At 67.6% G+C, this 19,314-nt stretch carries 22 protein-coding genes, 1 tRNA gene and 1 pseudogene; 19 read left to right on the top strand and 5 right to left on the bottom strand.

Going from position 1 to position 19,314, the window contains the following annotated elements; translation table 11 throughout:
- The first annotated feature begins 239 nt into the window (after nt 1–239).
- The 4 genes from ileS to ndk are packed head-to-tail and all read left to right on the top strand — an operon-like array spanning nt 240 to nt 5,823.
- Complete coding sequence (gene ileS / locus ABD655_RS09830) at nt 240–3,644, top strand: isoleucine--tRNA ligase (protein ID WP_344713587.1); 3,405 nt, start codon at nt 240–242, stop codon at nt 3,642–3,644.
- The gene (locus ABD655_RS09825) at nt 3,641–4,993 is read left to right on the top strand and encodes a bifunctional folylpolyglutamate synthase/dihydrofolate synthase (RefSeq protein WP_344713586.1); all 1,353 of its coding nucleotides are present in this window, start codon (nt 3,641–3,643) and stop codon (nt 4,991–4,993) included. The genes ileS and ABD655_RS09825 overlap by 4 nt, the downstream gene beginning before the upstream one ends.
- Nucleotides 4,990–5,403, top strand: coding sequence for a DUF4233 domain-containing protein (locus tag ABD655_RS09820; protein WP_344713585.1), 414 nt, complete (start codon nt 4,990–4,992; stop codon nt 5,401–5,403). Before ABD655_RS09825 ends, ABD655_RS09820 begins: the two co-directional genes overlap by 4 nt.
- 3 nt (nt 5,404–5,406) lie before the next feature.
- Nucleotides 5,407–5,823 carry a nucleoside-diphosphate kinase gene (ndk, locus tag ABD655_RS09815; RefSeq protein ID WP_344713584.1) on the top strand — a complete coding sequence of 139 codons (417 nt, stop codon included), beginning with the start codon at nt 5,407–5,409 and terminating at the stop codon, nt 5,821–5,823.
- Here ndk and ABD655_RS09810 read toward each other — a convergent pair whose 3' ends face one another.
- Nucleotides 5,824–6,426 carry a vitamin K epoxide reductase family protein gene (locus tag ABD655_RS09810; RefSeq protein WP_344713583.1) on the bottom strand — a complete coding sequence of 201 codons (603 nt, stop codon included), beginning with the start codon at nt 6,424–6,426 and terminating at the stop codon, nt 5,824–5,826.
- A gap of 288 nt (nt 6,427–6,714) precedes the next feature.
- Between ABD655_RS09810 and ABD655_RS09805 the strand changes: the two genes are divergently transcribed.
- Nucleotides 6,715–9,030, top strand: coding sequence for an Rne/Rng family ribonuclease (locus ABD655_RS09805; protein WP_344713581.1), 2,316 nt, complete (start codon nt 6,715–6,717; stop codon nt 9,028–9,030).
- Between the two features lie 2 nt (nt 9,031–9,032).
- Here the strand turns inward: ABD655_RS09805 and ABD655_RS09800 are convergent, their stop codons facing one another.
- Nucleotides 9,033–9,305, bottom strand: a complete 273-nt coding sequence (locus ABD655_RS09800) for a DUF4031 domain-containing protein (RefSeq protein WP_344713579.1) — start codon at nt 9,303–9,305, stop codon at nt 9,033–9,035.
- Between the two features lie 178 nt (nt 9,306–9,483).
- On the opposite strand from ABD655_RS09800, the gene rplU reads away from it, so the two are divergent.
- The 9 genes from rplU (at nt 9,484) to rsfS (ending at nt 16,131) form a co-directional block, all read left to right on the top strand.
- Nucleotides 9,484–9,792 carry a 50S ribosomal protein L21 gene (gene rplU / locus ABD655_RS09795; protein ID WP_344713578.1) on the top strand — a complete coding sequence of 103 codons (309 nt, stop codon included), beginning with the start codon at nt 9,484–9,486 and terminating at the stop codon, nt 9,790–9,792.
- A gap of 20 nt (nt 9,793–9,812) precedes the next feature.
- On the top strand, nt 9,813–10,070 hold the full coding sequence (rpmA, locus tag ABD655_RS09790) for a 50S ribosomal protein L27 (RefSeq protein ID WP_344713576.1): 258 nt from the start codon (nt 9,813–9,815) through the stop codon (nt 10,068–10,070).
- 108 nt (nt 10,071–10,178) lie between these two features.
- A complete protein-coding gene (gene obgE, locus ABD655_RS09785; RefSeq protein ID WP_344713575.1) occupies nt 10,179–11,699 on the top strand; it encodes a GTPase ObgE in 1,521 nt (506 codons plus the stop codon).
- A complete protein-coding gene (proB, locus tag ABD655_RS09780; RefSeq protein ID WP_344713574.1) occupies nt 11,696–12,556 on the top strand; it encodes a glutamate 5-kinase in 861 nt (286 codons plus the stop codon). The genes obgE and proB overlap by 4 nt, the downstream gene beginning before the upstream one ends.
- Nucleotides 12,553–13,812 carry a glutamate-5-semialdehyde dehydrogenase gene (locus tag ABD655_RS09775; RefSeq protein WP_344713572.1) on the top strand — a complete coding sequence of 420 codons (1,260 nt, stop codon included), beginning with the start codon at nt 12,553–12,555 and terminating at the stop codon, nt 13,810–13,812. Before proB ends, ABD655_RS09775 begins: the two co-directional genes overlap by 4 nt.
- A 56-nt stretch (nt 13,813–13,868) precedes the next feature.
- Complete coding sequence (locus ABD655_RS09770) at nt 13,869–14,093, top strand: hypothetical protein (protein WP_344713570.1); 225 nt, start codon at nt 13,869–13,871, stop codon at nt 14,091–14,093.
- A 9-nt stretch (nt 14,094–14,102) separates the two neighbouring features.
- Nucleotides 14,103–14,699, top strand: a complete 597-nt coding sequence (gene nadD / locus ABD655_RS09765) for a nicotinate-nucleotide adenylyltransferase (protein ID WP_344713568.1) — start codon at nt 14,103–14,105, stop codon at nt 14,697–14,699.
- Nucleotides 14,696–15,754: a hypothetical protein gene (locus tag ABD655_RS09760; RefSeq protein ID WP_344713567.1), complete on the top strand. Its 1,059-nt coding sequence runs from the start codon at nt 14,696–14,698 to the stop codon at nt 15,752–15,754. Before nadD ends, ABD655_RS09760 begins: the two co-directional genes overlap by 4 nt.
- Nucleotides 15,754–16,131 (top strand): ribosome silencing factor, encoded by a 378-nt coding sequence (gene rsfS / locus ABD655_RS09755; protein ID WP_344713565.1) that lies wholly within the window; start codon nt 15,754–15,756, stop codon nt 16,129–16,131. The genes ABD655_RS09760 and rsfS overlap by 1 nt, the downstream gene beginning before the upstream one ends.
- A gap of 4 nt (nt 16,132–16,135) precedes the next feature.
- Here the strand turns inward: rsfS and ABD655_RS16975 are convergent, their stop codons facing one another.
- Both ABD655_RS16975 and ABD655_RS16970 read right to left on the bottom strand, forming a co-directional pair.
- Nucleotides 16,136–16,471 (bottom strand): VOC family protein, encoded by a 336-nt coding sequence (locus ABD655_RS16975; protein WP_425561669.1) that lies wholly within the window; start codon nt 16,469–16,471, stop codon nt 16,136–16,138.
- Nucleotides 16,438–16,563, bottom strand: a pseudogene (locus tag ABD655_RS16970) (VOC family protein); the annotation flags it as partial. The pseudogene ABD655_RS16970 and the gene ABD655_RS16975, both read right to left, overlap by 34 nt.
- A gap of 114 nt (nt 16,564–16,677) precedes the next feature.
- On the opposite strand from ABD655_RS16970, the gene ABD655_RS09745 reads away from it, so the two are divergent.
- The 5 genes from ABD655_RS09745 to ABD655_RS09725 all read left to right on the top strand — a co-directional run bounded on the left by ABD655_RS09745 (nt 16,678) and on the right by ABD655_RS09725 (nt 18,706).
- Nucleotides 16,678–16,753 (top strand) — tRNA-Ala (locus tag ABD655_RS09745).
- Nucleotides 16,754–16,910: 157 nt separating this feature from the next.
- Entirely contained in the window at nt 16,911–17,144 is a 234-nt protein-coding gene (locus ABD655_RS09740; RefSeq protein WP_344713562.1) for a helix-turn-helix transcriptional regulator, read from the top strand.
- Nucleotides 17,141–17,734, top strand: coding sequence for a phage integrase central domain-containing protein (locus ABD655_RS09735; protein ID WP_344713560.1), 594 nt, complete (start codon nt 17,141–17,143; stop codon nt 17,732–17,734). Before ABD655_RS09740 ends, ABD655_RS09735 begins: the two co-directional genes overlap by 4 nt.
- The gene (locus ABD655_RS09730) at nt 17,728–18,108 is read left to right on the top strand and encodes a winged helix-turn-helix domain-containing protein (RefSeq protein WP_344713558.1); all 381 of its coding nucleotides are present in this window, start codon (nt 17,728–17,730) and stop codon (nt 18,106–18,108) included. Before ABD655_RS09735 ends, ABD655_RS09730 begins: the two co-directional genes overlap by 7 nt.
- Before the next feature lie 61 nt (nt 18,109–18,169).
- A complete protein-coding gene (locus ABD655_RS09725; protein ID WP_344713557.1) occupies nt 18,170–18,706 on the top strand; it encodes a restriction endonuclease in 537 nt (178 codons plus the stop codon).
- Nucleotides 18,707–18,916: 210 nt separating this feature from the next.
- On the opposite strand, the gene ABD655_RS09720 is transcribed toward ABD655_RS09725, so the two are convergent.
- Nucleotides 18,917–19,309 (bottom strand): carboxymuconolactone decarboxylase family protein, encoded by a 393-nt coding sequence (locus tag ABD655_RS09720; RefSeq protein WP_344713555.1) that lies wholly within the window; start codon nt 19,307–19,309, stop codon nt 18,917–18,919.
- Between the last annotated feature and the right edge of the window lie 5 nt (nt 19,310–19,314).

The following is a 19,314-nucleotide window of genomic DNA, read 5'->3' as shown; positions in this document are numbered from 1 at the left end:
GCGATCGGGTGCGTAGAATCGGGGGACGAGCATCGATCCGGCATCACCGGGGAGCTTCCGGAAGAACCGGGCGTCAGCCCTCAGTAGAACCGGACGGGGCAGGCCCGTCACAGCCGCAGTGAGAGTGGCACGCCGACGGAGCGCACGTTCCTGAGGCCGTCGCAACGCGGGGTGGTACCGCGGTTCTCCCGAACAGGAGGATCGTCCTCGCAGGAAGCATCGCAACCTGCTGGAGTGACATGACCTACCCCAAGTCCGGACCCGACGTACCACCGAGCCCGCGGTTCCCTGCGATCGAGCGCGAGGTCATCGACTTCTGGAACGCCGACGACACGTTCCAGGCATCCATCCAGAACCGCGAGGGCGCACCGGAGTGGGTCTTCTACGACGGCCCTCCGTTCGCCAACGGGCTGCCACACTACGGCCACCTGCTCACCGGGTACGCGAAAGACCTCTTCCCGCGGTTCCAGACCATGCGCGGCAATCGCGTGGACCGCGTCTTCGGCTGGGACACGCATGGCCTGCCGGCCGAGCTGGAGGCGATGAAGCAGCTGGGCATCACCGAGAAGGAAGAGATCGAGCGCATGGGCGTCGCGACCTTCAACGCGAAGGCTCGCGAGTCGGTGCTCGCGTACACCCGTGAGTGGCAGGAGTACGTCACGCGTCAGGCGCGCTGGGTCGATTTCGACCGCGGCTACAAGACACTCGACACGGACTACATGGAGAGCGTGCTCTGGGCCTTCAAGACCCTCTACGACAAGGGGCTCGCCTACGAGGGTTACCGCGTGCTCCCGTACTGCTGGCGCGACCAGACGCCGCTGTCCAGCCACGAGCTGCGCATGGACGACGACGTCTACAAGATGCGCCAGGACCCGTCGGTGACGGTGACCTTCCCCCTCGTCGGTGTGAAGGCCGAGGCGCTCGGACTGACCGCCGTGCGCGCCCTCGCCTGGACCACCACACCGTGGACGCTCCCGACCAACCTCGCCCTCGCCGTCGGCCCCGGCATCCGATATGTCGTCGTCCCCGGGGGTCCGCTGGGTGCCGCGGACGTCCATCACGATCCCGCCGACAGTTCGGCGACCGGCGGCGCCGCCCACGACCCCGCAGAGGCGCAGTCGCACCGCTATCTGCTGGCCGAGGACCTGCTGCCGAATTACGCGAAGGACCTCGGGTACGAGAATTCCTCGGATGCCGTGGCGGCGGTCGAGGCGGTGCACCTCGGCTCCGATCTGGCGGACGTGCACTACGACCGCCTGTTCGACTACTACGCCGACGCCGAGGAGTACGGGACGCAGAACGCGTGGCGGATCCTCGTCGACGACTACGTGACGACCGGCGACGGGACGGGGATCGTCCATCAGGCTCCCGCGTACGGCGAGGACGACCAACGGGTCGCCGAAGCTGCCGGCATCCCGACGATCCTCAGCCTCGACGACGGCGGAAAGTTCCTGCCCGCGGTGACCGATGTCGCCGGTCAGCTGTGGATGGACGCGAACACCCCGCTCGTGCGCATCCTGCGACAGGGCGGTCGACTGCTGCGCCTGGCGAGCTACGAGCACTCGTACCCGCACTGCTGGCGGTGCCGCAACCCGCTCATCTACAAGGCCGTCTCAAGTTGGTTCGTCCGCGTGACCGACACCCGGGACCGCCTGGTCGAGCTCAACGAGCAGATCACCTGGGTTCCGGAGAACGTCAAACACGGGCAGTTCGGCAAGTGGCTCGAGGGCGCCCGCGACTGGTCGATCAGCCGGAACCGGTACTGGGGTTCGCCGATCCCGATCTGGAAGAGCGACAACCCCGACTTCCCGCGCGTCGACGTGTACGGCTCGCTGGCAGATCTCGAACGCGACTTCGGGCGGCTGCCGCGCGACCCTGCCGGCCAGGTCGACCTGCATCGTCCGTACATCGACGATCTGACCCGCCCGAATCCCGACGACCCGAGCGGCGCGAGCACGATGCGCCGCATCGAGGACGTGCTGGATGTGTGGTTCGACTCGGGCTCGATGCCGTTCGCGCAGGTGCACTACCCGTTCGAGAACCACGAATGGTTCGAGGAGCACTCGCCGGCCGATTTCATCGTGGAGTACATCGGCCAGACCCGCGGCTGGTTCTACGTCATGCACGTCCTGTCCGGCGCACTGTTCGACCGGCCGGCGTTCACCGGGGTGAGCTGCCACGGCATCGTGCTCGGCAGCGACGGCCAGAAGATGTCGAAGTCTCTGCACAACTACCCCGACGTGTCCGAGGTCTTCGACCGCGACGGCTCGGACGCGATGCGATGGTTCCTGATGGGGAGTTCGGTCCTGCGTGGCGGGAACCTCGTCGTCACCGAGGAGGGCATTCGGCAGGGCGTGCGGGAATTCCTCCTGCCGCTGTGGAACGCGTGGTACTTCTTCTCCACGTACGCGAATGCTGCCGGCGGCCCCGGCGGGGGCGGGTACGAGGCGACCTGGCGCACCGACTCCACGGACGTCCTGGACCGCTACATCCTGGCGCGCACCGGCGATCTGGTGCGCGAGGTGGCGGCCGATCTGGACGGTCTGGACTCCACGACTGCCGCGGCGAAGCTGCGTGACTTCGCCGAAGCCCTCACCAACTGGTACATCAGACGCTCGCGCGACCGGTTCTGGGTGGGCGTGAGCGGCGATCCGAAGAGCCGCGAGGCGTTCGACACCCTGTACACGGTCCTCGAGACGCTCACCCGGGTCGCGGCACCGCTGATCCCGCTGGTGTCCGAGCGGGTCTGGCAGGGGCTCACCGGCGGGCGCAGCGTCCATCTGGAGGATTGGCCGGATGCCGAGGCCTTCCCGGCTGCGGATGACATCCGTACGGCGATGGATGCCGTCCGCGAGGTCTCGTCGGTGGCCAACGCGCTGCGCAAACGTGAAGGACGGCGTGTGCGGCTGCCGCTGGCACGACTGACGGTCGTCGCGGCGCGTGCCGCCTCGCTCGGTCAGTTCGAGGACATCCTGCGTGAGGAGCTCAACGTCAAGTCGGTCGAGCTCGTGGATCTGCAGGGCGACACGGCGTCGCGGTACGGCATCTCCCACCGGCTCTCGGTCAATGCGCGCGCCGCGGGTCCTCGGCTCGGCAAGCGGGTGCAGCAGGCGATCCAAGCGGCCAAGGCCGGTGACTGGTCCGAGACGGACGGGGTGGTGACCGCGGGCGCGATCGCGCTGGAGCCGGGGGAGTACGACCTCGTGCTCGAGACGACGGGGCGCCCCGAGGGCGAGGCCCTCGCGGTTCTGCCGCGCGGCGGCTTCGTACTGCTCGATACGAACTCCACCCCTGAGCTGGAAGCAGAGGGCCTGGCGCGCGACGTCGTGCGTGCGGTGCAGGACACACGCAAGGCAGCCGGGTTCGACGTGAGCGACCGCATCCGTCTCGTGCTCACCTTCCGCTCCTCGACGGACGGCGAGGCGGTGGCATCCGCGTTCGACACCGCCGATGTCGCGGGCGAGACGCTCGCGCTCCAGTACGCGGTCACGGACGCCGAGGCGACCGTGCTGCTCGGGGACGCCACGCTGTCAACGGCAGGCGCAGACCACGCGACGGAGTTCGCGAAGGGCACCTTCGCCAACGCGGGAGACTTCACTGTTTCGGTGAGCAGGATACTGACGAAGGTCGAGGACGCCCGATGAGCGATCGCAATCGCGCGGACGCCGTGTACGACGCGCTCCTGCAGCGCCAGGGTGAGCGCTGGGTCCAGCCGCGTGTCGAGCGGACCCGGCGAGTGCTGGAGCTGCTGGACGATCCGCAGCGCACCTACCGGGTGGTCCACGTCACCGGCACCAACGGCAAGACATCCACCAGCCGCATCATCGAGAGCCTGGTGCGCGCGCACGGGCTGCGCACGGGTCTGTTCACAAGTCCCCATCTGGAACGCTTCACCGAGCGGATCATGATCGACGGCGAGCCGGTGTCGGACGCGGCCGTGGCCGACGCCTGGGACGAGATCCTTCCGTTCGTCGACTTCGTGGACGCCGAGCTGGCTGCGGCGGACGATGCGCCGCTGACGTTCTTCGAGCTGCTCACCGTCCTGGCGTTCGTGGTGTTCGCGGACGCCCCCATCGACGTCCTGGTGCTCGAGGTCGGCATGGGCGGGTCGTGGGACTCGACGAACACGGCCGACGGGGACGTTGCGGTGTTCACGCCGATCGACATCGACCACGCTGATCGGCTGGGCGCGACGATCCGCGAGATCGCCACGGTCAAGTCCGGGATCATCAAGGTCGGAGCCGCCGCCGTGTCGGCGCGACAGGATGCCGCAGCCGAGGCCGTCCTGCGCGCGGCGGCGGCCGAGAAGGACGCCACGATCGCGTTCGAGGGGGAGCAGTTCGCCCTCAGCGATGCCCGGCTGGCAGTCGGAGGTCAGCTGATCTCGGTGCGGGGTCTCGCCGGCCTCTACCAGGACGAGTACCTCCCACTGTTCGGGGGACACCAGGCCCAGAACGCCGCGCTCGCGATCGCGGCGGTCGAGTCGCTGATCGGAGGCGGAAGCCAGCCGATCACCGGCGACATCCTCGCGGAGGGTTTCGCGCAGGCGAGCTCACCCGGTCGGCTGCAGCTGGTCGGGGTGAGCCCGACCGTGATCGTCGACGCCGCGCACAACCCCCACGGCGCGCGTGCGCTGGTGGCTGCCCTCGGCGAGTCGTTCGACTTCGACGAGTGGGGTGTCGTGCTGGGGGTTCTCGCCGACAAGGATGCCGCGGGCATCGTCGCGGAGCTCACACCGATCGCCTCGCACGTCTTTGCCACCGCGCCCGACTCGGAACGCGCCGACGACGCGGACCTCATCGCGGATCTCGCCGAGGCCGCTGGACTGCCCGTGACCGTGCACGCGAACGTGGCCGATGCGGCAGAGGCCGCGCGCGCGTGGGCCGCGGCATCCGACCGCCGGGCCGTGGTGATCGCCGGTTCGGTCGTCCTGGCCGGCGAGGCGGTCGGCCTCGCGACGGAAGAGGACTGGAAGGCAGGGTGGGCAGAATGAGCGGACGCGAAGGCCGAGTTCCCAGACAGCGCCGTGCCCGCGGCGCCGCGGAGTCGCTCGGATCGATCGTGCTGGCGTTCGAGTCGATCGTCGTGTTCCTCGGCGGCCTCGCGATCTACGGGTTGGGGGCGCTGCCGCCGCAGATCCCCGGCTGGTGGGGGATCGTCGCCGGTGCCGTCCTGGCGATCGTGATGGTGCTGACGGGACGCGTACTGCGCCACCACTGGGGCATCGCCCTGGGCTGGGCCCTGCAACTCGTGGTGGCCCTCGGCGCCGTCCTGGTTCCCGCACTGGCCCTGGTCGCGCTCATTTTCGGCGCGATGTGGGGATATGCGACCATCAAGGGGGCTTCCCTGGACGCGCGGAACGCGCGACTCGCTTCCGAAGCCGACATTGTGAATGGAGACTGACCCATGGCCACCGAAGAGACTCTCGTCCTCGTCAAACCCGACGGCGTTGCCCGCGGGCTGACCGGCGCGATCCTTGCCCGTATCGAGGCGAAGGGATACTCGCTCGTCGATATCGGTCTGGTCGAACCCGATCGCGACACCCTCGAGCAGCACTACGCCGAGCACGAGGGCAAGCCGTTCTATGAGCCGCTGCTGGAGTTCATGATGTCAGGGCCGTCGGTGGCCATCCGCCTCGCCGGCAACCGCGTGATCGAGGGGTTCCGCTCGCTCGCGGGCACCACCGATCCCACCACCGCCGCGCCGGGCACGATCCGCGGCGATTACGGACGCGACTGGGGACTGAAGGTGCAGCAGAACCTCGTGCACGGCTCGGACAGCGCAGAATCCGCGGCCCGCGAGTTGGACATCTGGTTCCCCTAGTCAGAAGACGGCGCCGAGCACGTCCAGGCGGAACTGGGCGATCACGGCGATGATCGCGTAGCTGATCACGGCCAGCAGCGGCATCCACCCCATCAGCTTTGCGGCGCCGCTGCGGATCGATCGCGGGGCGGGGAGGATGCCGGTGCGCAGGACGTGCAGGATCACCGCGTAGAACGTCGGGATGGTCACCAGCCACGTCACCATGCACCACGGGCACAGCGTGCCCAGCACGAACAGGCTCTGAGCGATCAGCCAGATCACGAAGACGAAGGCGAAGGTCAGGCCGAGCGCGAACAGGAGCCAGAACCAGCGAGCGAACCGGGCTCCGGCCAGGATCGCCACGCCCACCACGATCGGCGCCACCCACCCGGTCAGGCCCAGAATCGGGTTCGGGAAACCGAACACGCTGCCCTGCCAGGACTCGAGGTTCTTGCCGCACTGGACGAGCGGACTGATGTCGCAGCCGAGAATCACATCCGGGTCCGCGAGAAGGTGCAGCCGCTCCATGGTGAGCGAGAACGCCGCCCACCAGCCGACGACGCCGGCGAGGACGAACCACACGGCCAAGGCGGTCGGTCGAGTGCGGGAACCGGGCTGGGTCATGCCTCGGATTATGGCATCGAGGTCTGTGCGGATGCCGCTCGAAGCCGCCGTGGAAAATCTCCTCTGGAGCGCGTCGGCACATTCGCCCCATGAAAGTGCGATAATGGTTGAGATGCGTCGCGGCCGCGCCGCCACACGCGTCACCAGAAGACTTCGGGCGATGAGCGCCCTTCGCAGCACGAGCCACGGGCCGGCTGCAGACCGATGAGTTAGCGGCACCGCAGGTGCGGCACCGCACGAGATTTCGCCGGACGACGCGCGGTGTCGTCCGCAGGGAGTACGCCAGTGATGGCCGATGAAACCGATGCACACCTCGAATCCACCGACGTCTCAGACACACCGGTAGCGCCCAGCGCCTCCGATGCTCCTGAGACGGCCGCGCCGGAGTCCGAGCTCGATGTGACCACGTCCGCCGAGGCGGCGAGTCCGACGTCCGCTGAGGCGGTGGACCCGCCACCCGCTCCGACGGCCACGTCCGAGTCCGACGACGCCGGCGACGCCGACGAACCCGTCGCACCGACCGAGCCGGAGCCTGCACCCGCAGACTCTGCGCAGGAGGCGCCGACCGCGGATTCCGGGCCGAAGTCCGCGGTCGATCTCGGGCTCCTTCCCGAGGTCTTCGTATCCGCCGTGTCCACGCAGCTCGTGTTTTACGCGCCCGAGCTGCCCGCGCTGCCACCGCTGCCCGAGGAGGAGCCTGCCGCCGAGCACGCCTCGTCGACCAGTGCGCGGCGCCGCAACCGACGCCGGACCGGCGAGGGCCGGGACGAGACGTCCGCGCCCGCAGAGCCGCAGCCGCCGCGCCAGCGCGCGGTCGAGCTCATCACCGAACCGCAGCGGATCAAGGGCTCAACCCGCCTCGAGGCGAAGAAGCAGCGCCGCCGCGACGGACGCGAGGCAGGTCGTCGGCGTCCTGTCGTGACCGAGGCAGAGTTCCTCGCGCGTCGCGAATCCGTCGACCGCGAGATGATCGTGCGCTCCAAGAACGGGCGCATCCAGATCGCCGTGCTCGAAGACAGCGTGCTCGTGGAGCACTACGTCGCGCGCAACCAGGACGCATCGCTGATCGGCAACGTCTACCTGGGTCGCGTCCAGAACGTGCTGCCCAGCATGGAGGCGGCGTTCGTCGACATCGGTCGGGGACGCAACGCGGTGCTGTACTCCGGCGAGGTCGATTGGGACGGCGTGGAGACGGGCAACCAGCCACGCCGCATCGAGCTTGCGCTCAAGAGCGGTGACCGCGTCCTGGTCCAGGTCACGAAGGACCCGATCGGCCACAAGGGAGCCCGGCTCACGAGCCAGATCTCCCTTCCGGGTCGCTACCTCGTCTACGTGCCCGGCGGCACGATGAACGGAATCTCGCGCAAGCTGCCCGACACCGAGCGCGCCCGCCTGAAGAAGATCCTCAAGGAGGTGCTGCCGGAATCCTCCGGCGTCATCGTCCGCACCGCGGCCGAGGGGGCCACGGAGGATCAGCTCACCCGCGACGTCCAACGCCTCACCACGCAGTGGGAGCACATCAGTCGCCAGGTCGAATCCATCCAAGCGCCCGCGCTGCTGCACTCCGAGCCCGACCTTCTCGTGAAGATCGTGCGGGACGTCTTCAATGAGGACTTCACCAAGATGCTCATCCAGGGTGAGGACGCGCATCAGACGATCACGGCGTATCTCGAGAGTGTCGCTCCCGACCTCCTCGATCGCGTCGAGGTCTACGCCAGCGACACCGATCCGTTCGACGAGTTCCGCGTGACGGAGCAGATCGAGAAGGCGCTGGACCGCAAGGTCTGGCTGCCCTCGGGCGGTTCCCTCGTGATCGACCGCACCGAGGCGATGACCGTGGTCGACGTCAACACCGGCAAGTTCGTCGGGACCGGCGGGAATCTCGAAGAGACCGTCACGAAGAACAACCTCGAGGCGGCGGAAGAGATCGTCCGCCAGCTGCGCCTGCGCGACATCGGCGGCATCATCGTCGTCGACTTCATCGACATGGTGCTCGAATCCAACCGCGACCTCGTGCTGCGACGTCTGGTCGAGTGCCTGAGCCGCGACCGCACGAAGCACCAGGTGGCCGAGGTGACCTCGCTCGGCCTCGTCCAGATGACACGCAAGAAGCTCGGCCTCGGTCTGCTCGAAACCTTCAGCGAGGCGTGCGAGGTCTGCGCCGGGCGTGGCGTCATCGTCCACCACGACCCCGTCGTGAAGCACCGCGCGCCGACCGGCAACGGATCCCCTCCCGGCCGTCGTCCGCGGGCTGCGGCGCCGAACGCGAACGGCAGCGCCGGTGGCACCCACGTCATCACCGAGGGCGTGAAATCCGCCCTGGCTCAGATCGCGGCATCCACGATCCACTCGCACCAGGACGAGGAGACCGTGCCGGTCGCCGCGCCTGTCTCGGAGGCGCCCGTGGAGCGGCCCAAGAAGCAGCGCAAGAAGCGGCCGGATGCCGCCTCGACCGCGCCGCGGACTGAGAAGGATCTGCTGCTGGACTCCGTGCTCAGCGCGCTTCCCGAGCCGAAGGCGCCCGGCCAGGGTCGCTCGCGGCGCCGCGTGACGACAGCTGCCCTCACCGGGACGCCCGTCTCGCACGCTCCGGCGGACGAATAGCCTCAGCGTTCGCGGCGTTCCCTCGCCGTGATACGAAGCCCCGATGCGATGAGCGCCTTCACCAGGACGCGCCCGTCGACGTGGCGCGCGCCCGCAGCGACCAGGCGGGCGTGCGCCTCGTCGGGCACGTCATAGTGGTCCCGATCGAAGCCGCGCCGGGGGATGCCATTGGCGGCGGCGAACTGATGCAGTTCCTCGAGGTTCGAATCGCTCACCAGGTGGGCCCACAATCGACCGTGCGCCGGCCAGCGCGCGTCGTCGATGAGGATCGCCACCATCCGATCCTACGCAGCCACCTGGCGATCCGGCGGGCGCCTTCGGAGGAGCGCTTTTGCTTGTGGCGGGCGCATCCGGTAAAGTATCCCCTTGGTGCGTTGACGACATTTCTGCTCCGCATCGAGTCTTTGCTCAGGCAATCCGGAGCCGCGCGCTCCCCGAAGAAACAGGTATGAAGTGGTCTACGCAGTTGTGCGCGCCGGTGGCCGGCAGGAGAAGGTCGAGGTCGGCACGATCGTCGTTCTCGATCGTCAGTCCGCGAAGGTCGGCGACGAGATCCAGTTGCCCGCCGTTCTGTTCGTCGACGGTGACACCGTCACGACCGACGCTGACAAGCTCGCGAAGGTGACCGTCACGGCCGAGGTCGTCGGCGAGGAGCGCGGCCCCAAGATCGTGATCCAGAAGTTCAAGAACAAGACCGGTTACAAGAAGCGCCAGGGGCACCGACAGGACCTCACGCGCGTCAAGGTCACTGGCATCAAGTAAGCACGGAAGAGACTGGGAACATGGCACACAAAAAGGGCGCAAGCTCCACCCGCAACGGTCGTGACTCCAACGCACAGCGCCTCGGCGTGAAGCGCTTCGGCGGCCAGAAGGTGCTCGCCGGCGAGATTATCGTCCGCCAGCGCGGCACGCACTTCCACCCCGGCGTCAACGTCGGACGCGGTGGAGACGACACGCTGTTCGCCCTCGAGGCCGGCGCGGTCGAGTTCGGCGCGAAGGGCGGCCGCAAGGTCGTCAACATCGTGGTTCCGGCGGCGTAATCCGCCGCACACGCAGTTTTCTGTGGAGGGGGCGGGCTTCGGCTCGCCCCCTCTGCGTTCATCAGTCAGCACTGTTCAGCAGGCACCACGAGCCCTAAGGGGGAGCGCATGGTCACATTCGTCGACCGAGTGACGCTGCACCTGTCCGCCGGCAAGGGCGGGAACGGGTGCGTGTCCGTGAAGCGCGAGAAGTTCAAGCCGATGGCCGGCCCGGACGGCGGGAACGGTGGCCACGGTGGTGACATCGTGCTGGTCGCGGACCCCCAGGTCACGACGCTGTTGTCGTATCACCACTCGCCGCACCGATCGGGTGGAAACGGCGGCTTCGGCATGGGCGATCACCGCTCCGGCGCGGCCGGCGAGGCCGTGGAGCTCGTGGTACCGGTCGGCACCGTCGTCAAGGATGTCTCGGGCGAGACGCTGGTGGACATGGTCGAGCCCGGTATGCGCTTCATCGTCGCGCCCGGCGGGATCGGCGGCCTCGGCAACGCTTCGCTGGCCAACCAAAAGCGCAAGGCCCCGGGGTTCGCCCTGCTCGGCACGCCCGGATGGGAAGGAGACGTCCTTCTCGAGCTGAAGACCGTCGCCGACGTCGCCCTGGTCGGCTACCCCTCCGCAGGCAAGTCGAGCCTCATCGCCGCCATCTCGGCCGCCCGGCCGAAGATCGCCGACTACCCGTTCACCACGCTGCACCCCAATCTCGGTGTCGTTCAGGCGGGCGACGTGCGCTACACCGTCGCCGATGTGCCCGGCCTCATCGAGGGTGCAAGTGAGGGGAAGGGCCTCGGGCTCGAGTTCCTCCGCCACGTCGAACGCTGCACCGCGCTCGTGCACGTCCTGGACTGCGCGACTCTGGAACCCGGGCGCGACCCGCTGAGCGACCTCGAGGTGATCCTCGCCGAACTCGCGGCCTACCCCGTCCCGGAAGGGCAGCTTCCCCTTCTCGACCGGCCGCAGATCGTCGCGTTGAACAAGGTCGACGTGCCCGAGGCGAGAGACCTGGCGGACCTGGTCCGTCCGGAGCTGGAGGCTCGCGGATATCGGGTCTTCGAGATCTCCACGGTCAGTCATGAGGGCCTCCGCCAGCTCACCTATGCCCTGGGCGACATCGTCGCCGCGCATCGGGTCGCAGAGGCGGCCAAGCCCGTCGTCGATCGCGTCGTCATCCGCCCCCACGGTTCCGAGCGCGAGTTCACGATCCGCGTCGAGGGTGGCACGTACGGGGACATCTACCGCGTCCTCGGCGCCAAGCCGCTTCGCTGGGTGCAGCAGACGGACTTCCAGAACGAAGAGGCTGTGGGCTACCTCGCCGATCGCCTCGACAAGCTCGGCGTGGAGGATCAGCTCTTCAAATCCGGCGCCCAGCCGGGATCGACGGTCGTCATCGGCGAAGGTGACGGCGTCATCTTCGACTGGCAGCCTTCGCTGGGATCCATCGCCGAGCTTGCCACCGCACCGCGCGGAACGGACCCCCGAGTCGATGTGAACCCGCGGCGCACGACATCCGAGCGCCGCGAACGGTACTACGAGCGCATGGATGCCAAATCCGAGGCGCGCGCAGAGCTGGAGACCGAGCGCATCGCCGCCAAGTCCAGGCAGAACGGGCAGGACGACGAGGAGCAGGTGTGACAGCCTCGACGCGCGCGGACATCCCCACGGCCCGCCGCATCGTCGTCAAGGTCGGGTCCTCCTCGATCAGCGGTGAGAACTCCGGCAAGATCCCGCCGATCGTCGACGCCCTGGCCGAAGCGCACGGCCGTGGCACGGAGGTCGTGCTCGTCTCCTCGGGCGCGATCGCGACCGGCATGCCGTACTTGCGTCTCGACGGGCGTCCGAGCGACCTCGCGACGCAGCAGGCCGCAGCCGCCGTCGGCCAGAACGTCCTGATCTACCGCTACCAGGAGTCGCTGCGGCCGTTCCGCATCGTCGCGGGTCAGGTGCTTCTGACCGCCGGTGACCTGGAGAACCCGACTCCGCGTTCGAACGCGCGCCGCGCCATGGAGCGCCTGCTGGGTCTGCGGATCATGCCGATCGTGAACGAGAACGACACCGTCGCCACCCACGAGATCCGCTTCGGCGACAATGACCGCCTTGCCGCCCTGGTCGCGCAGTTGATCGGCGCCGATGCCCTCGTGCTGCTCAGCGATATCGAATGCCTGTACACGCGGCCGCCGGACCAGCCTGGTGCGCTGCCGATCTCGCACGTCGCGTACGGTGACGATCTTCACGGATATGAGTTCGGATCCGTCGTCGTCAACAGTGTGGGCACCGGCGGAGCGGCCACGAAGGTCTCCGCGGCGAGGTTGGCCGCGGCATCCGGTGTGGGCGTGCTCGTCACGAGCGCCGACCTGGTGGGCTCGGCTCTGCAGGGCGATGAGATCGGCACCTGGTTCGCACCGCATCCCTCGCCTGCTGTCGTGTCGTTGACCGGGCCCATCCGCCGGCCCGTTCCGGCGGCCCACGCCGTCGATACACTGGGCGGATGACCACCACCGCGACAACCGCGCGCGAGCGGATGCTGCTCGCCAAGTCCGCGGCACGATCCATCGGCCTGCTCGGCGACGCCGACAAGCGCGACGCGCTGCTGGCGCTCGCCGATGCCATCGACTCCGCGACCGCGGAGGTCGTCGCCGCGAACCGGGAGGACCTGGAACGCGGCCGCGCGACGGGACTGTCGGGGTCGCTGCAGGACCGCCTGCGCCTGGACGAGCCGCGCGTCGCTGCTCTGGCCGAGGCGGTGCGGGACATCGCCGCCCTGCCGGATCCCGTCGGCAGGGTGCTGGAGGAACGGACGCTGCCCAACGGCGTGACGCTGACGAAGGTGAGCGTGCCGTTCGGTGTGGTCGGCTCGATCTACGAGGCGCGGCCCAACGTCACCGTCGACATCGCTGCTCTCGCGCTGCGATCCGGCAACGCGGTCGTGCTGCGCGGCGGTTCGGCCGCGGAGCAGACGAACGCCGCATTGGTGCGCGCGATGCGCGATGCCCTCGCCTCCCGCGGAGTCGATCCTGAGGCGATTCAGACCATCGACGAGTTCGGCCGCGAGGGCGCGCGGGAGCTGATGCAGGCACGCGGGGTCGTCGACGTCCTCGTTCCGCGTGGCAGCGCGCAGCTGATCGAGACCGTCGTCACGGAATCGACCGTGCCGGTCATCGAGACCGGGGCGGGCGTGGTCCACATCCTGCTCGACGAATCAGCGCCCCTCGATTGGGCGCGCGAGATCGTCGTGAACGCGAAGGTGCAGCGCCCCAGTGTCTGCAACTCCGTCGAGACCGTCCTCGTGCACCGCGACGCGGCCCGCCGCCTCGTTCCCGCCGTGGTCGCCGCGCTCAAGGAGCGCGGTGTCACTGTGCACGGCGACGCGGAGGTGGCCAGGCTCGCCGCCGACGTCGTTCCCGCCACCGAAGAGGACTGGTCCACCGAGTACCTCAGCCTGGATGTGTCCATGCGCGTCGTCGCCGACATCGATGAGGCGCTCGAGCACATCCGGTCCTACTCGACGCATCACACCGAGTCGATCATCACGCAGGATGCTGCGAACATCGAGCGCTTCCTCGCCGAGGTCGACTCGGCCGTCGTCATGGCCAACACATCCACTCGCTTCACCGACGGTGGCGAGTTCGGCTTCGGCGCGGAGGTGGGCATCTCGACGCAGAAGCTGCATGCACGCGGTCCGATGGGCCTCGCGGAGCTGACCAGTACGAAGTGGCTGGCGCGGGGCTCCGGCCAAGTCCGTCCCTGAACACATAAACTGATAGCTGCGTCGTCGCTACGACGCGAAACCCGAACGGAGCACGAATGACCATCGCCTCGCTTCTCGTCCTCGCCGCAGCAGAGGCCGAACACACCGGCAATGTGGCGCTCGAGACCGTGATCTTCGGCATCATCTCGATCGTCGCGTTCGGTACGCTCGCGATGGTCACCCTGTCGTACCGGAACGTCGCCAACCGGCATGCGCACAAGGCCGAGGCCTACGCCGCCGCTCACGCGAATGATGTGCAGCAGGCGGGGCACGGCCACTAGGCCGACTGCATGTCGGTGACGCGCGCCCCGAGAATCGGGGTCATGGGTGGGACGTTCGACCCCATCCACCACGGTCACCTCGTGGCGGCCAGCGAGGTCGCCCAGTCGTTCGACCTGGACGAAGTCGTCTTCGTTCCGACCGGACAGCCGTGGCAGAAGCACGACGTGTCGCCCAGCGAGCACCGGTATCTCATGACGGTCATCGCCACAGCATCCAACCCGCAGTTCACCGTCAGCCGCGTGGACATCGACCGAGCCGGCCCCACGTTCACGATCGACACTCTGCGCGATCTGAAGACGCAGCGGCCCGACGCGGACCTGTTCTTCATCACCGGCGCAGACGCCTTGGCGCAAATTCTCAGTTGGAGGGACCATGATGAGTTGTGGGAACTCGCCCACTTCGTCGCCGTCTCCCGACCCGGGCACGTCTTGAGCACTGCAGGCCTACCGACGGAAGACGTCAGCCAACTCGAGATCCCCGCCCTCGCCATCTCGTCGACGGACTGCCGCGAGCGCGTTGAGCACGGCAATCCCGTGTGGTACCTCGTTCCCGACGGGGTCGTCCAATACATTGCGAAGCATCACCTCTACCGGAGCAAGGAATGAGCACACCCGAGCAGCCGGCGACACCCGCCCTCACCCGCAAGCAGATGCGGGACCAGCGCAACACCGGCGCGACCCCCGTCGTCTCCGATGAATCCGCGCAGCCCGATTCGGCGACCACGCCCGACATCGCGGAGTCGTCCCCTCGGGCACCCGCCGCGCCCGTGCAGGCCCCGCTCCCGCGCGCGGCTGCACCCACATCCATTCACGACCTTCCCGCGGCCGACGCCAGCGTGGATCTCGGAGTCGCCCCCCTGACGCGGCGCCAGGCACGTCAGCAGGAGCGGATCCGCACCGCATCGGTACCGGTGATCACGCCGGAGGTCGCCGCCGCGCACGCTGCCTCGGTTGCCGCGGCTGCAGCCTCGCCCGTCGAGGCTCCCGAGTCTGCGGAAGCAACCGACGCTGAGGCTTCGTCCGATGAGGTCAGCGTTGCTGACATCTTCGGGATCGAAACGCCCGAAGTCGCCGACAGCCCCGCGGAGTCACCTGAGGCGCTGCTGGATGACGTGAAGACGCACGACGATGCCCGTGCGCCCGAAGAAGCGCACAGCGCGGACAAGGCTGTGGTCAGTCCTCAACTCGGAGCGGGGCTGTTGGCCGGTGCGGCCATACAGCCGGATCTGCCGCCCTCGTTCGACCAGCTGATATCGCGATCGGTCACCGGCTCCATCGGCACCGGCAATGCACTGATCCTCTCCCAAACCCCGTCGGCCCCCAACCTGGTCGCACCAGTGACCGCGACCGGCGAGGTGCTGATCACCGGCACCTTCAATCTGCCGGAGGGACTGGGCTCGACAGGCCACGCCGACGGGACAGCGGACGGCAAGGACGTCGACGCAGTTCTGATCGACGGTGAACTGCCTGCACACTCGTCGCCGACGCCCATCGCCGCCAGCGCGGCGATCAGCACCGTCAAGAACGACGGCGACATCATCAAGCCCCCGACGCCGGAGAAGGGCGGGCGCCTCATGCTGACGCTCGCCATCACGGCTGGCGTGCTCGCGCTCGCGCTGGTCGGTGTGCTCATTCTCGCGTTCGTGACTGGAGTTTTCTGATGACCGCCACCCCGCAAGCCCGCGACATGCTGCGCATCGCTGCGCGAGCCGCCGATGCCAAGGGCGGTGCAGACCTGGTTGCCCTGGATGTGTCAGGCCCGCTGCCGCTCGTGGACATCTTCCTGCTGGTCACGGGGCGCAACGAGCGCAACGTGGCAGCGATCGCGGATGAGATCGAGGACCAGCTGCTCGAGGCGGGACACAAGCGTCTCCGTCGTGAGGGCCGTCAGGAGTCACGGTGGGTTCTGCTGGACTTCGGCGATCTGGTCGTGCACGTCTTCCACGAGGAGGAGCGCATGTACTACGGGCTTGAACGCCTGTGGAAGGACTGCCCCGTCGTGCCTGTGGAACTGCCCGCGGCGTCGGCGGTCGAGTAGCCGCTCACTGCAGGCAGAATTCGTTCCCTTCGGGGTCCTGCAACTGGTAGTACAGCTCGGGCCACGCGCCCCAGGTCTGATCGACGAGCCGCAAGACAGCGGCGCCCAGTGCGATCAGACGATCCCTCTCGGCGTGTCCAACTGTTCTCGCGTGGGCCGTCCGTCGCTCACGGTCCGAACGTCGAGGTGGAGCCGGTTGCGTCCTGACTTCGGACCATCGGCATGGTGGAAGAACAGCCGTGGTCCGCGGCCGTCCGGGTCCTCTGCCAGAGCGCGATGGCTGAGATCCTCTTCCGTGAGACCGGCCGCGATCAGTTGCTCCTTCGTGGGCTCGTCCCAATCCAGCACCGGATAGCGGAAGACACCCGACCAGAAGTGCGCGAGAGCGCGCGGGTCGGCGGCGTAGAAGGTGATATTGCCGAGCGTGGCCATTTCGCCCCTTTCCTCGACTCGAGGGTAGGGGAGAGCGCCGACATGGAGCAGGTTCAGAGCACCCTCGTCAGTGTAGTAATCTTGGGGAGTTGCCTCCGCTCAGGAGGCGCGTTTGGGCCTGTGGCGCAGCTGGTAGCGCACCTGCATGGCATGCAGGGGGTCAGGGGTTCGAGTCCCCTCAGGTCCACCAAAACTCCCGGTAAAGCACCGAAACTTCACTCCCCGATCAGGGAGTTTGAGTGTTTGGTAGTCGTTTACTGGACACTTCGCCGAGTAACCGCAGCGCGCTCTCGAGCCTTCTAGAGCTATCTGTAAGGTACGCGGTGACGCCCACGCACCTTCGCTGTATGGACAGCGGTGGCACCTCAGAGTCGGGACTCGGCAACTACGTCTCGTTGGCTGAGCTTGCCGCCGAGTTGGAGGTTTCCGTTCAGACGATCTACGACCTCCGAAGCAAGGGGCGCGGGCCGCATGGATTCCGTGTCGGCACCCAGTTGCGGTTTCGCAAGACCGAGATCGATGCGTGGGTCGAGCGCATGGAACAGGCTGATGAGCAGCGCCACGCGGGCGGCGCAGCATGAACGGCGGACGGCCACGCACCCTGATCGGCTCCTATGGGGCAATCAGCGTTACCACGCGCGGCACCTCGTACGTGGCTCTCGCGCGCATCCGCGACGCCGACGGGCGCCTGCGCAGAGTCACCGGTGCTGCGCGCACCGAATCGGCGGCTCGAGCCCGTTTGAAGGAGCGTCTCCTCGACAGACCCGGGTTTGGAGCTGGCGGACTCCTCGACCTCAGTAGCTCCTTCCGAGACCTCGCAGACCTCTGGCTCGAGGATCTGGAGCTGCGCGAGTTGTCGGACGGGACGAAGAAGAACTATCGCGACGATCTCCGGCTCCGAGTAAGGCCACAGTTCGAGCACTTCTCCCTCGGGGAGATCACCACGGGCCGCGTGGAGTGGTTTCTCAGGTCAGAGAGCGCAGTGTCCTTCTCCCGCGCGCACCACTCGCGAACCGTGCTCAACCAGCTCTTCGCGTTTGCGCTCCGACACGATGCGATCCCGCGGAATCCCGTGCAGGGGACGAGCCCGCTGCGGCGTCCGAAGGGCGAGCGGCACGCGCTGAACATCGAGCAGATCAGCGCAATCCGCGACGATTGTGGCGGATGGTGATCGGGATCACCTGGCTGACGGTGCCTTCTGTGGGATTCTCAATGACTGACCTCAACGTCACCGAGTTGGGTATTCCTCAGTGGTGGCAGTTCATGTATCCCCTTCTGCAGGTCGCTGCGGACGGAAGGGAATGGGCCCGGCGCGACCTATACTCTGCTGCGCTTGATCGCGCGGGCGTACCCGAGGATCTGCGCCTGATTCAGTACGGCCCGTCGGGCAATTACGCGGCGGAGAACCGCGTGGGATGGGCAAAGTCGGCATTGACACGTGTGCGACTGCTCGAGTCGGTGCGTCGTGGAGTGTTCCGCATCACTAACGCCGGTCGCGCCTTCCTGGCGGATCACCCATACGAGTTCAAGCAATCGGAACTTTGAAGCGCTACCGGCGTGGGATGAATACGAGGTGAAACGTCGTGTTTCCACCCAGCACGAGTCCTTGCCCGAGATCGTCGACACTCCTTCCAGCGATCCCGACGATCTCCTCGATGCCGCCGAGGCCGCCACCGATCAGAGCGTCGCCGTGGATCTCCTTCAACGGCTACGCGACCGGGACTGGCGCTTCTTTGAGCGCACCGTTCGGTCGCTGCTCACGGCCATGGGGTACGGAACCGAGGGCACGAAGCTGCGCGCCACAACCTCCGGCGACGGCGGAATCGACGGCGTGATCAATCGCGACGCCCTCGGCCTCGATCGCATCTACATCCAGGCGAAGCGCTTTCGGGAAACCGCCGTAGACAGTGACACTGTCCGGACATTCCTGGGCTCGCTCGACACACAGAAGGCCGGCTCCGGAGTGTTCTTCACCACAAGTCGCTACACGAGAGATGCCGAAGTGGCCGCGGACCGCAGCAGCAAGAGCGTGGTTCTAATCGATGGCGAGCGGCTGGCTAGTCTGATGATCCGGTACCGGATTGGCACCCAAGTGCGTCGGACGGTCGAGATCGTCGAAGTCGACGAGGACTTCTTCGAGTAAGCGATCCCCTTTCGGGCGATGTACGAAGAGCGGTCGTATAGGTGCATCCGCGCATGCCCGCAGGCGCTGATCGAAGCGCCTCGCGCATTGGCTAGCCGACGCTGGCCAGGAAGGGTCCGATGCGCCGGAGGTTGGCCCCCTCCGGACGCGCCCCGAGCCTTGCAAGAGCGCACTTCTGCGATGCTCTTCGGCGACGGACCACGAGCGTGCTTAGGCGTGCTCGGCGAAGACCTCAGCCGCGATGCCGTATCCCTCGAACGCGCGCGCGACGCCGGCATAGGCGGCGATCTGGATGAAGACCTCGACGATCTCCTCCTTGGTGGCTCCGCTGTTGAGGGCGATGCGCAACTGGCCTCGGAGTGGTTCGAGCACGCCGAGGGACGCCGCGATGGTCACCGACACGAGCGCGCGGGTCCGCGTGTCAAGGTGGTCGGTGCGTGGCCACGCGTCTCCGAACGCCTGGATCGTGGCGATCCGCTTGAAGTCCTCGGCGTTCTCCGGCTCGGTCGTGGCGGTCCCGAGGTAACGCTCGAGTCGGAAGCCGAGCAGCTTCTCGGCTTCATCGAGCGCGGTCGCGTAGTCGCGGACGGTGGATTCGGACATTGCAG

Source organism: Microbacterium terregens (assembly GCF_039534975.1).
In the GTDB taxonomy this organism is placed as follows: Bacteria; Actinomycetota; Actinomycetes; order Actinomycetales; family Microbacteriaceae; genus Microbacterium; species Microbacterium terregens.
The sequence above is the reverse complement of the archived record's forward strand: the minus strand, read 5'-3'. Positions and strand labels throughout refer to the sequence as shown.